This is a genomic window from Sulfidibacter corallicola (assembly GCF_017498545.1).
In the GTDB taxonomy this organism is placed as follows: Bacteria; Acidobacteriota; Holophagae; order Acanthopleuribacterales; family Acanthopleuribacteraceae; genus Sulfidibacter; species Sulfidibacter corallicola.
Window position 1 is genome coordinate 8091922 of the sequence record NZ_CP071793.1, and the last position, 17289, is coordinate 8109210.

Annotated in this window: 8 protein-coding genes; 4 read left to right on the forward strand and 4 right to left on the reverse strand. The window is 58.8% G+C overall.

Going from position 1 to position 17289, the window contains the following annotated elements; all coding sequences use genetic code 11:
- Nucleotides 1-505: 505 nt before the first annotated feature.
- On the reverse strand, nucleotides 506-2698 hold the full coding sequence (locus J3U87_RS24745; protein ID WP_237378464.1) for a hypothetical protein: 2193 nt from the start codon (nucleotides 2696-2698) through the stop codon (nucleotides 506-508).
- Between the two features lie 363 nt (nucleotides 2699-3061).
- Nucleotides 3062-3619, reverse strand: a complete 558-nt coding sequence (locus J3U87_RS24750) for a CesT family type III secretion system chaperone (protein ID WP_237378465.1) — start codon at nucleotides 3617-3619, stop codon at nucleotides 3062-3064.
- Between the two features lie 1495 nt (nucleotides 3620-5114).
- On the opposite strand from J3U87_RS24750, the gene J3U87_RS24755 reads away from it, so the two are divergent.
- From J3U87_RS24755 to J3U87_RS24770, 4 genes are all read left to right on the forward strand, one after another.
- On the forward strand, nucleotides 5115-6566 hold the full coding sequence (locus J3U87_RS24755) for a VWA domain-containing protein (RefSeq protein ID WP_237378466.1): 1452 nt from the start codon (nucleotides 5115-5117) through the stop codon (nucleotides 6564-6566).
- A gap of 165 nt (nucleotides 6567-6731) precedes the next feature.
- Entirely contained in the window at nucleotides 6732-8435 is a 1704-nt protein-coding gene (locus J3U87_RS24760; protein ID WP_237378467.1) for a sensor histidine kinase, read from the forward strand.
- Nucleotides 8432-9133, forward strand: a complete 702-nt coding sequence (locus tag J3U87_RS24765) for a response regulator transcription factor (protein WP_237378468.1) — start codon at nucleotides 8432-8434, stop codon at nucleotides 9131-9133. The genes J3U87_RS24760 and J3U87_RS24765 overlap by 4 nt, the downstream gene beginning before the upstream one ends.
- 227 nt (nucleotides 9134-9360) lie before the next feature.
- Nucleotides 9361-9915: a CesT family type III secretion system chaperone gene (locus J3U87_RS24770; protein ID WP_237378469.1), complete on the forward strand. Its 555-nt coding sequence runs from the start codon at nucleotides 9361-9363 to the stop codon at nucleotides 9913-9915.
- An 86-nt stretch (nucleotides 9916-10001) separates the two neighbouring features.
- On the opposite strand, the gene J3U87_RS24775 is transcribed toward J3U87_RS24770, so the two are convergent.
- A complete protein-coding gene (locus J3U87_RS24775; protein ID WP_237378470.1) occupies nucleotides 10002-16349 on the reverse strand; it encodes an nSTAND1 domain-containing NTPase in 6348 nt (2115 codons plus the stop codon).
- Nucleotides 16350-16472: 123 nt separating this feature from the next.
- Nucleotides 16473-17051: an ECF-type sigma factor gene (locus J3U87_RS24780; RefSeq protein ID WP_237378471.1), complete on the reverse strand. Its 579-nt coding sequence runs from the start codon at nucleotides 17049-17051 to the stop codon at nucleotides 16473-16475.
- Between the last annotated feature and the right edge of the window lie 238 nt (nucleotides 17052-17289).

A 17289-nucleotide genomic window follows, 5' to 3' on the forward strand; every position in this document is an offset into this window, starting at 1 on the left:
CGAAAAAATTTAAAAACGGTGGATTGACCGCGACGCCAACCGGGATGTCGCCTGGCTGTTCAATCCCTGGGGGGTTTCTTGAAAAGAAGTGTTTTGTCCACGAATCACACGACAGGACACGAATAGGATACTCCCGGCCTCGATCTCCAGGTCATCAGAGACGTTTCTCGGGAACCGGGAAGTCCCTGTCCACTAAAAACACGAAAAAACACGAACAGGATACTCCGGAGATTGCCTCTGCAGTGAATCGATCGGTTTTTCGAGTAAGGGCTAAGTATACATCTTGTTACTTACCAGAATGTTATACCTGTAAGCCGAGGTTGGTCCATCAGCTCCCAGCAAACCAATCTGCCAGCCCGGGAACGCGAGGGTCGAAGAAGGGTTTTTCGTGTTTTTTCGTGTATTTAGTGGACAGCCTTTTTGATGTCCGAGACCTGACGCCTGATCGCTGAAACCGGGCCCATCCAGACGAGCCAACACGGCACCGTTTCTGGATGGGCACCGATTAGAAGAAAAGCGATTTCCGTTGTTCCTGTTTGACCAACTTGTTGTATCGCTTGGTGAGTGATTCGAGATTTCGCTCGAGAGGACCCATACCGTTGCAATTCAAGTCGTGGATTTTCTCGGTGATCTTGGATTTGGCGGTACTCGTATCGTGGTATTTCACGTCGCCATTGAGGGCCAGAACCTGTTCATCCTCGTTGAGCCGCTTGAGGATGTCGCTCTCGTTTAGGGTGATCGCTTTTTTAAATTTCTCCAAATGGTCCATTTGTTCCTTGACGGGCTTCATCTTATCTTGGATGTCTTTCATTTCCTTTTCGAGTTGGTCAATGAGGCCCTTGTTGGTGTCGTCGTCGAACGAGTCGATGTCCGATTCCTTGGATCGCGTCAGGTGTTGCGGCATGCCGATTTCGACGGAGTAATGCTCCATTTTGCCAATCGGGAGTTTCTGTCCCATGGTGTTCTGCTCCATCGTGTTCATGTCTTTCATCACGAAGCCATCCTTCTGGCGGTCCACCACCACGCTGAAGGGATCCAACAGGCCGCCGCCGTCCTTGTCTTTCGGTTTGTAGAAGGTGTCGCCGCTGTAGCCGTCGTTGACGCTCACGCCTTGAAGGCCCATACCGAACTTCGATTTCATCGACTCTTTTTTCACCCCGCCCGAGGAAACGGTCAGGAGGTCGGGCTTTTGTTCTTTGGACAGATTTTTGTCGACGAAATCGTGGTAAAACCCGGAGCTGTAGTCCAGACAGATGCCGACCCCGATCGTGACTTCGTTTTTTTGGGATTGAAACAGGTAGTCTTGGGGTTTGAGACCGGACTTTTTCGTTTTGTCCAAAACCTGCTTTTTGGAATCACTGGGATTGGTCTTGGTCTTCTGGGACTGGGCCAGGTGGTGGGGGAAGTCCTCCTTCAGTCTGCGATTGAATCTTTCCCCCTCGTGAGATTGGTCGTTGTAGATCTTCAAGTCGATTTCCGACATGGAGGCTTTGGGGACCAACTTCATTTTGCCCTCGGGCCCGCCTTCCAAGACGATGGCCTGGTTGCTGACGGTTTTGAAGGCGGTACTCTTGTCCCCGATACTCATTTTGATACTGGCCCGCTTGCAGGCTTTGAAATGAAACTGGCGAGCCTTGTCTTCCATGGAGAAGGGTGCCACGGTGGTGCGATAGAACTTCAACAGCGATTTGACGTTCTTCACCTTCTTGCCACCCTTCAGGAAGAGCTTCTTGAGACCCTCGAGGTCTTCGGTTTTCATGCCGTTGATTTGGTCGTTTGTCAGAAAGGGCTTCATGAACTTTTTCAGCTCTTTTTTCGCCTTTTGTTCGTCCGGTTCGTTCATGGCGCTGACAAAGGCCTCTAAATGGCTGTCCTTGACCTTGCACTTGCTACTCAGAAGGAACAGCGAGTTTTGAAATGCCTCTTCGTTCTGGAGGCACTCCTTGACGTCGGAAATGGCTTTTTGAAGCAGTACGCTTCGGTCGGTGTCCGAATTGTCGTTTTTCAGCAACTCTCCCAAGGCCTTACCTACGGAGGCCAAGAGCATGCGTTCCTTCGAGTCGGCCTTGTCGTAGTTCTCCTCCTTCAGACTGGTGGCCGCCTCGTAGGCCTTCTCGAGTGCTTTGTCTTCCAAGCCCAAGACGTCTTTGAATGCCTCCTGAATGGTTTCGATATCCGAGGACTCGAGCGGCTTGATCGATTCGGGCTGGTCCTGGGTCATGATGGTGCCCAGCAGGAACACCGTATTTTTGAACTTCTCGTCCTTGGCCTTCTCCTGGATGTATTGCAGGGTTTGGGTCTTCAGGTCTTCATCGCAGAAATCGCCGAACTTGCTCCAAAAGAATTCCGGCAGGGTGAAGATCTTCACCGTGCCCTTACGCTGGTCGACCATGTTGTTGTCCATCAGGTCGCCGTAGGCCTTGAATACTTTGTCCGCTTTGAGCTTCATGTTGTCGAGGTTGTTCTCGAGGTTGGGTTTTTCGACGGTATCGACGCGGAATTGAACGACCTGCATGCGTTTGGTCGTTTTGCGAATCTCGGTTTTGATCGTCGGTTTCTTGGGAGACTTCCTCTTTTTGGACTTTTTGCTGAGCTTGGGGGACTTGTCCTTCGAGACTTCCTTGCTGCCCGATTTCGATTTGCGCACCTTCTTCGATTTGGTCAGGTTCTTGTTCTCGAGAGAAGGGGTCTTGTCCACATTCTTTGACCTGATCTTTTTGGGTTTCGTTTTGTGGTCTTTTCTTTTGTTCCGGGTTCTGGAGCGGGTCTTGGAGGGGCGAGTGCTGATCGTTGGATCCTGGGAAGTCTGAACTTTTGAACGGGACGAAACGGGACTGGACATACGAAAACTCCTTTTAACCTAAAGTGTGCGATTCGGGTGGATGTTATCGTGCAAGATGTTGGAGCGAAACGTGTTGGGGCGAGCGGAACCGTACTTGGAAAGTACGTTGAGCATCGCCACAATACGTTGCAGCCCAGCAGGTTGTGCGGGGTTCGGCCATCCGATAACGCCGCCAAGAATCGCTCAATTTAGGTTTTGATCAATTCATCACGGGTTCGATTAGGCGAAGTGCATGATATTCACGAGCCGACCGGGTTCCGGTGAAGGGATTTCCCATGGCTGGGGATCCGGGTCTTGACCGGTCGTCTCGGCGTAGGCGGTCCCGTCCGCGTCGAATGCGTTGGACCCATCCGGGGCGGGCGTGTCGTCGAGGGCGTGAAGTTGGAGTTGCATTTTCAATTGGTTGGCGATACGACCGAACTCGGTGAGCAAGGTGTCGAACGATTCGAAGTCCTGGTTTTCCAATTCGATCGCATTGCCGTACTGGAGCTCGCCGGACTGGGGATCCAGGGAAATGGCGCCGCCCTTCATGTCGTCTTGAAACAGGTTGAGGGTCAGCGCGAACTCGAGCATGCGTTCCGGGAATTCCCCAGATGCGGGGATGAGCGGGATGCTGACGTACAGACTGTCGCCATCGGGCAACAGATCCAAGTCCAGATCCAAGTCGTCCTCCGTCGTAAAAGAGCAATTTCCTTCCGGATCCAAGTACAGGCCGCCAATGACTTCTTCACCGATTTGCGATAACCACTGGTTTACTTTATCTGTATAGTGTTGCATGGATAATGTACCTTTCCATAATGCTCGATCCTTTAAGCGAATCGAGGTTACCGACACCTTTTAGGGCTAGTATGGAAATCTGAAACTGATGCCGTGGGTTGAATATTGAGATAGCGATATAGATCTGTCAGGGCATTGGGAGGGATAGTGAAGAATAGGAGCAGGTCTCGTTGGTTCGCTGAGTAATGTCTAAAATCATTGTGAAGAAAAAATGGTGAAAAAATGCAGGCAATGAGGAAACTTTCGCCCGATACTCATTGAACCTGCCGGTTCAATCCGTTTTGGTATCCAATGATATAAACGATGGAATGTTGTAATGAGCTGTAAAATATAGGGTTCTTTTCAAATTTTTATTATTCGAATCAAGAGATGGATGAGTTCGTTTTGCGCATTTCAAACGAGGGAAAACCGTCTTCGTGAAGGGTGATGATGTATATTTGTGTAACATGGATCACAAAATAGTGGCGGCACCAGTTGTACTGGAACTTTGAGAACATATGACATGCAGTGGTCCATGATTCACGATCGGTGTTCGGAATTGGCGAGCTGGTTTTTTTCCACAGGCTTTTCAGGGATCAGGGATATGGCGCATCGGTATTCTGGTCATCATGACTTAGAAAAGAAAATCAGGAATACCCGAACCAAGGAAATCCGAAAAAAACAATAGGCCCTGACCAAGTGTTTTCCCAATCCTGGTTTCCTCGGTTCATGGTTTCCAGATTTGCATCGCGGAGGGATTCGCCTGTACCCGCTCGAGGATGTGCCACCGTTCCAACTTGGGCTGTGCACTTAGGTCCCACCAGGCTCTCTTCGCCTTGAAACAAAATGGTGTATTCAACCTGATGTGGGTCTTGCCGTCGTCAAATCTTGATCGGGAAGGCAGGAATGATCGAAACCATGAAAACCTGGGTCATGATGTGACACCAAATGACGATCCTTTCCTGGTTTCCGATTTTCCTGGGTTTCTGTTTTATTTTTCGGATGAATGACCCATGGCCCTTCGTCAGAAACCAGGTGTGTTGTTTCTTTCTCGAAATCGAGGGAGTTTGCCCGCTGGTGCGCGGCTCTTATGGAATTAACTCTGTAAAATTCGAAGATAAAGATAAAAACCTAAACAGGCGGATGTGCGGGGAGTTCGTCGAAAAATGTCGGCCCGGCGGGCCAACTTACTGCAACGACGCCCCTCTCACAAATGCGGGAACTCCCAAACGATTCGCTTCGATTAGTTACCCACCTGAAACCCGGGCCCCCGGCCTGGGCAACGACTCTGTGGTAAAAATACCTCCTCCACCCACGCCTCCGACTCCGCCACCGCATACATTTTTTTTACAACTCTCTGAGGCCGCGATGACAATCCCCGCGGTATCCGCGCCTATACTGGAACCAAGCCTGACAGGTCCATTCCCCGGGAAGCGAACGGAACCGGCGCGGTCGGCCGCGAATTCGACCGCGCATCAACCCAATCGCCTTGCGATTGACCACTAGGAGAAATTCCATGATGCCGTGCTTCAGTGCCCTGCTCCCGTATCTCTTCCAGGTAAGTCTCGTCTTTGGTGGTGCCGCCTGTTTCGGCTACATGCCCAATTCCGGAAACGACGACCTGGTGCTGCGCGTCGAAAGTGAATATGAAAAAGTGTTGGAGGGTCCGCGCAGCAAGGTGTTCATCAAGGTTGCCTTGGATGCGCCCGCCACCGCCACCATCCGGCAGCGTCCCGATGTCAATTTGGCCCTGGTCCTCGATCGATCCGGTTCGATGAAGGGTCGCAAATTGCGCGAAGCCAAGCAGGGCGCCGTCCAGGCCGTCTATAGGCTCAACCCTTCCGATGTCTTCGCGCTCGTCGCCTACGAATCCACCGCCCAAACCCTGGTGCCCGCGACCCGGCTGGACGACATGAACAGCGTGCTGCAGGCCATCGAAGGCATTCAGATCGGCCAATCCACGGCGATTTTTGCCGGTGTCAGTCTCGGTGCCGCCGAAGTTCGCAAGAACATCGGAATGAGCGCCGTCCACCGCATCGTGTTGCTATCGGACGGCATCGCCAACGTGGGTCCCTCTTCGCCGGAAGACATGGTGCGACTGGGTGTCGCGCTCGGCAAGGAAGGCATTTCGGTCAGCACGGTCGGCATCGGCGACGACTACAACGAAGATGTGATGACGGCCCTGTCCCAAACCAGCGAGGGCAACACCTACTACGTGAAAAACGTGGAGGAACTGGTCGGTATCTTTTCGCGCGAATTGGGAGACGTATTGAGCGTGTACGCCCGTGACATCAGCGTTCGGGTCCTGTTTCCCAAGGGGGTTCGGCCCCTGAGCATCGTCAACCACAAAGGCACGATCGCGGGCAACGAGGCGTTGGTGGCGATCAACCAGCTCTACGGCGGGCAAGAGAAATTCCTCCTCTTCGAATGCGAAGTGCTCAACGCCACCGCCGGTGAACGGCGCAGCATCGCGGAAGCGCGGGTATCGTACACCCACGCCGGCACCAAACGGAGCCACCACCTTACGAATAGCCTGGCCATTCGGGTCACCTCCTCGCAAAACGCGGTCCTGGCCTCCGCCAACACGGCCGTCATTCGCGACAACGCCGTTTTTCAAAACACCTACGTCGTCGATCAGGCCATTCAACTGGCCGACGAGGGCAAGGAAGCGCAGGCCGTCGACGAATTGATCAAAGGCAGCAAGGCCCTGGAACAGTTGGGCAAGATCAACAAGGATCCGGCCCTGTTGAAGAAGTCCAAGGAAATGGAGTCCTATGCCCAGTCCATCGAGCAGCGCGGTATGGACAAACGCACCCGCAAGGAACTGCGCACCACCAACGTGCAGGAGAAGACCCAGCAGAAGATACTCCCGAAATTGCCGCGCTCTTCCGTGCCGGATCAACCGGAGAAGAAAGATCTTCCAAAGAAACAGCAAACCCAAAACCAGACACCCGAGCGGAAGAAATGAAACCGGGGATGGGGTCCTGGGGGGATCGAGGTCGTCGGTCCCCGCCATTTCCGGAGACCGCTTCCGCGGCGAGTGTGCGATGATCGAAGCCGACCTCCTGCGACACCCGATGTCAGCAAACCAGCGAGCGGCCCTCGAGCCGTCTTCGTCTTGCGAGCCGTGCCGATGTCCAAAAAATCGTGGTTGATGTACATGACGATGCTGTTGGGACCCGCGTTGGCCATCGGCATCGGGGCCCTGGTCCTGCTGGATCGCGAGGCCGATCGGTGGGGCGACCAGCTTCGCCGGGACGCGGCGTTTCGGGCCGGCGTCATGGCCGAAGATCTTTCGGCCGCGCTTGCCGTCCAGCGCGAGCCCCTGTTGGATCATTTGCGCGGCCTGGCCGGCGCCGACCTGGGCAGCGAGCTGGCCCGCTGGGAAGCTCGGGAGCCACTGGTGCGCAACCTCTTCGTCTGGCAACGGAACAGCGGGTTGCTGTACCCGGCACCCGAGCCCTCCACCAAGACGCCGGGTTTCGCCGATTGGCGACCGGCCTCGCGCGAACAGCAGCGCTTCATGCAGCGGTACGACTCCCTGTTTTCCGGCATTCGCGATTGGGATGTGGTCGGTGGCGGCGAATCGCAGGGCCAAACCGGCGCCTCGCTGTTGCCCAGTCAGAACCTGAAATCCCTGGATGACGGGCAGGACCGGCGCGGTTGGAAGTTCTGGTACTGGGAGGATCGACCCTACCTGCTGGGATGGATCCAATTACCGCACAACGATCTGGTGCTGGGGGTCGAGGTGGAGTTCGTGTACCTCCTCTCGCGGGTGTTGCCGGCTTTCAAGTCGAGCGACTACGCCGGCCATGGATTCGCGCTGGTCGATGCCAGCGGCCAGATCGTCCACGCCGTCGGGAACCTCGGCGGGGACGTGGCGAAACCCGATGTGTTCGTGCCCGTCGGCGAGCAACTACCCAATTGGCAGGTGGGCGTCTTTCTGGAGCCCACCGGGTCGCAACCGGGTCGCGCCTTCTTCTGGACGGCGTTGGTCGTGGTCCTGCTGCTGGTGGGCGCCACGGTGACCGGCGGGCTGGCCCTGATCCGCCAGACCCAACGCGGCATGCTGGAAACCCGCCAAAAGAGCAACTTCGTGTCCAACGTCTCCCACGAACTGCGTTCACCGTTGACGACGATCCGCATGTACACCGAAATGCTGGCCGAGGGCCGGGTCACCAAGGAAGCGCGACGGCGCCACTACCTCGAGGTCGTCGTGGACGAGAGTCGGCGCCTTTCGCGGCTGGTGGACAACGTGCTGACGTTCAGCCGGCTGGAGCGGGGCAAACAACGCTACCAGACCCACCGGGTCGACATCGCCGAAACCCTCGAGCGACAGCTCGATACCCAACTTCCAAGGCTCGATCAGGCCGGCATTCCGGTCGCGTTCCACCTGGAGCCCTGCTGGGTGCGCGTCGACGTGGACGCCCTGGAACAGGTGTTCCTGAACCTGATCGACAACGCCGCCAAATACGGGCCGCTGCCCGAGCAGGAGCGCCAAAACCGCATCGACATCCGGCTGAAGAAGGATCGGGACAGGCTGGAAATCTGGGTGGAGGACCGGGGCCGCGGTATCGATCCCGGAAATCGCGAGAAAATCTTCGAAAATTATTTTCGCGGCGACGAGGCACTGACGGCCGACCAGAGCGGGTCGGGCATCGGCTTGAGTGTGGCCCGCGCCTTGATGCGCGCCATGGGCGGCGACGTGCGCTACGAGTCGCGTGCGGACGGAGGCAGCCGGTTCATCATGGTTCTGGCCTTGGCCTCCGAAGACATCGATCGCGCCGAGGCGGGCAACGCGACCCCGGTCGATCTCGAAAAGGAGCGGGCACCATGAGTCAGGTACGCATACTGATCGCCGAGGATGACGAGCACATCCGCGGCGGCCTTGCGGATATGATCGAAAGCGAGGGCTGGGACGCGGAAACGGCGGCGGACGGCACCGAAGCCCTGGCCAAGGCCCTTCAAGGCGGCTTCGACCTGGTGATGCTCGACGTGATGATGCCTGGCAAGAGTGGCTACGACGTCTGCCGCGAGCTGCGCGCCCAGGATCCCCACACGCCGATTTTGATGCTGACGGCCAAGGGGGCGGAGATCGACAAGGTCGTCGGCCTGCGACTGGGTGCCGACGACTACCTCACCAAACCTTTCGGTATCCACGAGTTGTTGGCGCGCATCCAGGCCCTGTTGCGCCGGGCGAAGTTGGCCGAATCGCCACGGGACTCGGATCGAGCCATCCCGTTTCGATTCGCCGACTTGGAAGTCGATCCCAGTTGCATGATCGGTCAGGGCCGCGAACTGGAAGTCCACTTCACCGAACGGGAGCTGCACCTGATGCGCTGTTTCGCCAGCGCACCCGGCCGCGTGTGGCGTCGCGACGAATTGCTGGAAGAAGTCTGGGGCATGGCCTACCAGGGGACCACCCGCACCTTGGACCAGCACATCGCCCAACTGCGCAAGAAGGTCGAGCCCCGTCCCTCGGCACCCCGTTTCATCACCACGGTCCACGGAGTGGGCTACCAGTACCACGAGTGAAATGCCGGTACGACTTTTTTGGTGGAGATAACTCTTTTGAAACAAGTGTGCTGAGTTCTTTTCTTTCAAAAACGCCTCGAATTGATACAGGTTTTTCCCGCCTTTTCGGTTTTCCATGGTGAAGAGGGAAGGGCAGCCTCGAGACGGCCGCCCGCCTCTACCAATCATGGTCGGTCGGGGTCGCTTCGACGATGCCGCCAGGGCCGAAACCGAAAGGAAGGAAGATCATGCGTGAGCATTGGAATACGGTCAATCAGTGGCTCTCCCAATTTGGCGGAGACGGAATGGCGGCATTGGCATTGGACGCCGACGGCAGTTGTGCGGTCGGTAGCGAGGGTTTCGAGGTACACCTGCACGCGCTCTCCAATGACGAGGAGCTGTACGTGCGGGTGAACCTGTTGGCGTGTCCCGCGGATGGACAGGAGCAGTTGTTCGAACACGCCCTGATCCTGAACAAGTATCAAGAGGAAATGGGCGGTCGCGCCATCGGCTTCGACGCCGACAGCGGCGATTTGACGCTGTGCTCGAACCTGACCGTCGGGGAACACGATTTCGAAGGGTTCGAAGCCCATCTCATGCACTCGATCGAAATCGCCGGGCGCCTCAAGCAGCAGTTGGAAGTCGAAGCGGTCAACCAGGACCATGGCGGTCGCGCGGTTGACACGGCGCATCGCATTTCCCATCAGGTGGGCTTGACCGCCGAAGATTCCGATGCCTCGTCGCGTGGTGGCGCTTCGGCTTTCCAGCATTCCCAAACGGGTCCGATGCTGAGCTTCGTGTAATCGCGGTGGGGTGCGTTTCCCGTGCGGTGCCGACCTACGTTCATCTTCGCCCTGGCGGTAGCCGCCTCGCGAAGATGATCGTGCCGCTACTCCCGCTCAGCCGGTCGTTGCAGGCCATCCGGCACGAGCCGGCGCAGCAGGTCCAGATCGAATCGTTTGGGCCGGGTGAGGTCCTGGTTCGGGGGAGGTTCGGCGAAGCGGAAGTCGCCGATCGGTTCCATTTCGTAATGCGGCGCCGGAACCAGGCCCACACCGTCGAGCCGATACCCGAAGTAGAAAAGCGAGCGGTGCAGCCATTGGTTCATGGTCTGCCTGCTCTCGCTCTGTTTCTGGTAGGTCTCGAGTTTCGTCAGGTCCAAGAACACCACGCTTCCATCTGGGTTGTTGGTGGCCAGAACCTTGTCACCAGGCATCAACGCGAAAAACGGGAATGTCGGAGTGCCTCGCTTGATTTCGGCCAATGCACGCCGAGTTGCCGGGTTCCACAACCGAAAGTAACCATCGAAGGAGTGCGTGATCAGTCTTTCTCCCTGCTGAATAAAGGAGACCCAGGCGTAGTTTTCGTCCTGTCCCGGAAGTATGGTTTTCACTTTTTGAGTGCCGATATCCCATAGTTTGACCAACCCATCGGAATTTCCGATCGCCACGATTCGGTCGTCCGGTGACAGGTCGGCGCCTTCGACCCCGCTTCTGACGTCCTGATAGGATGCGACCAGAGCTCGTTTCGCCACATCCCAGACAAAGACTTCGCCATAGGGCGTCCACGAGAGGAGAAAGTGGCCATCCGAGGAAAAGCCGATATCGATGATTTGGGTGTCGTGGCCGGGGAGCCTTCCCGTCTCAGTGCCCTCGCGTGGATCCCAGAGAATGATCTGCCCGTCCGCGGAACTACTGGCAAGGGTTCGACCGTCGGGTGTAAACGTTACGTCTTCGACGGTGTCGGCGTGACCCTCGAGCGAAAACAGTTCTCGACCCTGTTGGCGATCCCATATCTTGATGGTCCGGTCTGCGGATGCCGTGGCGAGCAGTGATCCATCTGGAGAGAACGACATCTGCATGATGGTCTTCCCTCCGTGCCCGGGAAGGATCTGGTGGGGACGACGTTCCTTCAGTGACCAAATCGTGACCCGCTGCGTCTCGTCGACGGTGGCGAGCCAATGGGCATCGGGCGAAAAGACCATATCGGTCAATTGGCCGAACGGTAGGTCGAGTGCATTTGGGATGGGTCGCTGTTCCAGGTCCCAGGTTTGGATGGAACCGCTCTCCGCAACGGCGATCAACGTGCTGGCGTCCGGAGAGAACAGGAGGTTGGAAATCGCACTGATTTTGCCGGCCATGACCATCTCGAGCCGCCAATTCGAAGTGGACCAGAGCCGAATGACATCGTCGTTTCCGACGGTAGCCAGCATGGTACCGTCCGGTGAGAACGTGGACAAATAGACCTGGGCCGAATAGGGGATCCTGTGAATGCGTTCCCCTTTGGCCACATCCCAAATCGTGAACGCCTTTTCATTGACCGCGTTGACCATCAGCGCGCCATTCGGCGACAAAGCGGTATGGTAAACCGTTCCCAAATTGTCATCAGCCTCGAGAAGGGGCGTACGATCACGCAGGTTCCAAACCGTCGTAAATCCGTGGAAAGAACTGGATGCCAGGTACCGCCCATCCGATGAAAACGCGATCTTCATGATGTCGGACTGGTGGGCCTGCAGCGTTTCGTAGGGCACCTTCGTCGGTTTGGTCGGCGTTTCGCCCGGTCGTTGGAAAGCTTCGAATATGGCTTGCATCGACCAAATCTGGAGGATGCCTCTGGACCCGCCCGCAATCAAATAGCGACCATCTGGAGAGATGAGCGCGTGGTTCAGGTTACCCGCCTCGAACGACAGGGTACCGAGTAACGCGCGCCTGTCCACGGACCAGAACTTGATGAATCCATCGAAGCATCCGGAGGCGAGAAAGCGATCGTCCGGTGAGAAACTCACGTTAAGGACTTCGCTCGGATGGCCGGAAAGCTGTCCTAGTTTTGTCCCGTTGGTTACATTCCAGAGATCCACCTGTCTCTCGCTGGTGCCCACCGCCAGCAAACGCCCGTCTTTGGAGAGCGCCGAGCTCATGTTCGAACCGGCGTGGCCGGCGAGCTTGGCCGCAGGTCGGCCTTGCGCGACATCCCATAGAGACCAATCGCCGCCGGTGACCGAAAGAAAGGTACCGTCGGGATGGACCGCCAACTGAAACCCCATGTCGAGATCCTTCAGCCGGGAGGGAATGTCGCCGTTCATTTCGTGGGCGGTAATGGAGAGAGGTTCGCCGCCCGCGAGTCGGGTGCGATGAGGGACATCCCAAATGGATAGGCCGCCGCTTGTGTCGAAGATCGCCAATCGCTTTCCGTCGGGAAACGGCGCGAGCGTTGCCGGTTGACCCGAGCGATGGAAATCGAGCCGTTCGCGCTTGCCGCCTGAATAATCCCACTGAAATAGAGAGCCGTCTTCGTGGGAGACGAACCAGGCATCGTTCATGGCGCAGACATCGGAAATGGGTCCATGGTCCCCGGAGGTGATCGTTTTGAAATCCGGCTCGGCGATCCCATCGATTTGCAGCGATCCTGCCGCGGAGGCCCAGGCGGCGAGGCTGCCGTCCTCCGAAATCGCCAGAGCGGTGGCTGGCCCGTTCGTCCGGGGTGGAACGATGCGGGGTTGTTCGGGTACGAAATGGTCTCCGTCGAATCGCCAAATGCGGAGGGTGCCGCTTTCGGCCAGCGAAACCAGAAAGCGTCCATCGGGGGACCAGGCGAGGTCCACGACCGGCTCTCCGTGATCCAAGTTGTGGATCGGATCTTGGGAATGTCCCGATCGGAAGGTAGGTCGCCAAAGGAGAAGGGATCGGTCATCGCCGGCAGAGGCCAACAGTTGTGGCGTGTTCTCTTCTTTGCCGGGCCTGAATGCCAGAGCGCGAATCGGTAACTGGTGACCCGTGAGTACGCCGGCCTGGCCTCCATGGTGCAAATCCATCAGGTGGATGTCGTGGTCGCCGCCGGCAAGGGCGAGGACGCGGCCATCGTCACCGAACGCGGCGCGACGCACGCCGTAATGCGCCGGCGAGGTCCACATCAGGCGCGCCGCATCGACCATGGCGGGATGGCTCAAGCGGCCGACGGCGGAGGGGAGGTTCGTCCCAGCGGGCACCTCCATCGAGAGTGCGGCCAGGGTGTAGAGCCAGGATTCGGTGGGGTTTTGCTGATCCAAGGCGGCCTGCGATTTCTGGTCGTACATGTGGGCCAGGCTCAGGTTGCTCTCGAGGCGCTCCCGTTCGGCGACTTGCTGTGCCGCTTCGGCCCGCTCCTTTGCGCGACTCGCCTGGAAAAAAGCGTTGAGGGCCAGCGCGGCGAGCAGCAACGCCAGGACGGTGGCCGCGAAGGCCTGGTTGCGACGTCTTTTCAAACGCGCGGCCGCGGCCTCCTTGGCGCGCGCCTCGCGCGCCGCCAGCTCGACCCCTTCGGCCACGTAGCTTTTTTCCAGCGTGCCCAAGTGGCGTTCCTCGCGATCGACCAACTCCTTCATCTGTTCCAGCGGGCCGCCCCGCAACAGGAGGTCCTCGCCGCGTCCGCCCTGGTCCCAGAGGTGTGCGTTCTGGCGCAGCCGATCCAGCAGGCGCGCGGTTTCGCGGTCCTCCGTCATCCAGGCCGCGATCGGCTGCCAGTTGCCGATCAGGGCTTCGTGGGCCACGTCGACCAGGTCTCGCCCGCGTTCGGTATCGCGATAGGCGGTCAGCAGGCGCGCATCGGTCCAGCGCTGAACCAGGGCCTCGGCATCGTTGGAGGACGGACCCACCGCCAGCAGTTCTTCCCGCGTGGCGCGGCGCCGCGTGTCCCTGGTGCCTTCTCCGGGTTGGATCAGGCACAGCACGAACATCTTGCGCAGGGTGGCGCGGGCGGTCTGGTCCAGGACCGCGTATTCGGCGTCCGCGCGTTTGGTGAGGGCACCCTGAATGCCGCCGATCTCGTCGTAGGCCGCCTGGGTCATGGTGCCGTCGCGCTGTCGTTCGTAGAGCTCCAACAGCGCGTGTTCCAAGAGGGGCAGGTCACTGGGGTGTTCGGCCACATCGTCGAGGATCCGATCCAGCAGGCCTTCTTCCAGGCGGAGGCCCGCCAGGCGGGTCGGCGCGGCGATGGCGCGTGCGTAGTCCTCGCGTTTCATGGGCGGGACCTGTAGCGAACTTTCCAGAAAATGGGTGTTGAGATCGGGGTAGGCCGCGCATTTCCCCAAAAAATCGGAGCGCATGGTGACCAGGATCTTGACCGCCGCCTCGGGGGCGTCGACCATGCGGCACAGCACCTCGATGAAGGCCGCCGTCTTGGCCTGGTTTTTGGCCAGCGAGAAGACCTCCTCGAACTGGTCGATCACCAGCACCAGTCCGCACCAAGGCCCCGCCGAGACCAGTTCGTGGCCGATGAAGCCGCCGGCCGCGGGGTCCTGTTCGATGCGCTCCTTCAGCGATGCCGCGGCGATGTCCATCCCGGCCTGGACGAACAGGCGTTGCAGGGCGAAGGTCAGCTCCTCGAGCGGGTTTTGGGTGGGCGTGATCAGCAGAATGGCCTGGTCGCGCCGGCGAAGGACCGGCAGCACACCGGCCTGCACGATGGACGATTTGCCGCTGCCGGATGGGCCCAACAGGGCGCAGAACCGTTCCTGCGCCATCTTCTGCAACAGGCGTTGGGTGATCGATTCGCGACCGAAAAAAATGGCCGCATCCTGTTCGCGAAAGACCTGAAGGCCGCGGAAGGGGCACACGCCGGTGGGCTCCGCGGGCGCCTCGGCCTCCAGGCGGGCTTCCCGAATGGTCGCCCGAAGGCGCTCGATGCCCCCGGCATGGAAACCCTCGGGGAAGGTGAACCAGGTGCGTTCCCGCAAAAAGGAGGGCAGCCGCGATTGTTTTTCCGGGAACGGCGCGCCTGGCAGCAGGATCGGCACGATGCGCAGGGACTGGGCGCGGAAGGCGAGCGCATCGCGAATCGCGGGCTCGTGCTTCCAGGGTTGGTCGTCCGTCGAGCCCAGGCAGACCAGGCAGGTGTGCGTTTCGTCCAGTGCGGCCAGCCTCGCGTGCAGCGGGTCGCCATCGGCCGGGACCCGTTCGCTCTCCTCCCAAACCTCGATCGAGCCCGTCTCGCGCAGCCGATCCACCAGGTCCCGGACCCGCATGCGCTCGGTCGGGTGATACCACATCAGCGCGTCGAAGGATCGCTCGGTGGCGGTGGCGCTTTTGGCGGCGTTCGGCAGGATGGCCAACACCCGGTCCAAATCGCGGATCATGGCTTCCGCATCGGGGTAGCGCTGCTCCGGATCCCATTCCGTCGCCGTGCGCAACACGTAACCCAGCGCTTCCGGCACCGTTTCGTGGGCCGGCTCGGTTTCGGCGGTGTGCGACGGGTCCGCTTCGTTTTCATTGTCGGGTTCACTGTCGGGTTCGCGTCGCCGGCCCTCCGACATCAGCCGCGAGATCATGTGCTGCGGCGATCGCCCCATGTGCGCTGGCGAGACGCCGCAGAGCAACTGCAGCAACACCAGGCCCAGTGCGTAGATATCGGCGGTTTGGTTGACCGGCCTACCCGCCTGCTGCTCGGGCGAGGCGTATTCCGGCGTCATGGGCGACAGGCCGCTCTGGCCTTCGAGTTCGTGGGAGAATGCGGCGATACCGAAGTCCAGCAGTTTGGGTTCCGGGTGCGTGTCGCTCGCGCCCTGGGTGACCATGAGGTTGCCCGGCTTGATGTCGCGGTGGACGATGCCGCTGGCGTGGGCGAATCCCACCGCGGAGAGCACCTTTCGAAACAGTTGGAGCAGGTCGGTGAGGGATGGCGACCGGGCTTTGCACCAGGCGTCGATGGTCTGGCCCTCGATGAACTCCATGATGAAGTAGGGAAACCCTTCGGTGACCGTGCCCGCGTCCAGCAACATGGCGATGTGTGGGTGCTTCAGGTCGGCCAGCACCTGGCGTTCGCGGCGGAACCGGGCGACCAGGTCGGGCGAGGCCATGCGGGCCTGAATCAGTTTGACCGCCACCGACATCGTCAGCTCGTCGTCGTCGCGGCGGCCCAGATAGACGGCGCCCATGCCGCCCCGGCCCAGTTCGCGTTCCAACACGTAGGGACCGATGCGGCTTCCCAGGTAGGTATGCTGGGCGACCTGGCCTTCCGTGGTCAACCGCGTCATGGGGGTGCTGGCCTCGGTGGCGGTAGCAGATCCCGCGCTGGCCGCGAACATGTCGTCCAGCGGATCCGTGTACCCGTCGACATCCATCAGATCCAGGTACTCTTTGACCTCGGCCACGATGTCCGAATCATCGCCGACCTGGGCGTGCAGCCAGGCGTTCAGGTTTTCGGGATCCACATTTTCGGCTTCGCGACACAATTCGATAATGCGCCGCTCGCGTTCCACATCCATGGGCTCATCCTCCAGCGTGGCCATTGATCTGGCCCGCGGATCGCGTCATGTCCAGGGCCGGTGCATCGCGGTTCCGGCATGCGATTCGGTCCGCATCCCGTTCGCGACCGGCATGTTCCACCCCTAGGCCTCGCTGTCGGCCCCGTCCTGGGTCCTGGCTTTCAACTTCTTGTAAATCCAAGTTTTGGCGATCTTCAGGTCCTTGTACACCTTGGCTTCGGAAATGTCCAACAACTCGGCGATCTCGGCTTTCTTGAAACCGGCGAAATAGCTCAGACCCAGAATCTTGGCGAGATGGGGATGTACCGTCTCCAATTGTTCCAGGACTTCGTTCAGGGCCGCGAAATCCGCTTCCATCGACGGCACGCTGTCCCATTCCTGGAAGGTCACTTTCCAGACGTCGCCGCCGCGCTTTTGGGCCTTGGCGGCCTGCGCGTAGTTCAAGATCACCTGGCGCATGGCCACGGCCGCGTAGGCCAGCAGGTTCTGGCGATCGACGAACTGGTACTCGCCCTTGAAGAGTTTCAAATAAGCCTCGTTCACGAGGGCGGTGGGGGAGAGGGTGCCGTTCCTACTGCGGACCTGGTTTCTCGCGATGCGGTGCAACTCGTTGTAAAGCAGCTCCAGCACCTGATCACGAGCCTGGTCGTCCCCTTGATTGCTCTTTTCCAACAATTGGGTGATGGGCGTTGCCTTGCTCAATATCGTGCTCCTGAATCCTTTCAATCGACCTGGTTTGGCGCAACGAACGCGAAATGTGAGGGGGGCATCCCGCTTGATCTCTCGTCTGGAAAAAAATCGTTTTTCGAAACGACGTACCTCGATGCCGGTCGCGAGGACCGGATCCGGGAAATGGCAATTTCTCCGTCTCTGGATGGTCACTCGCTACAGATCTTAATAAATAATTTCCCGCCTTTCTAATCGAAATCGCATGGGGGCG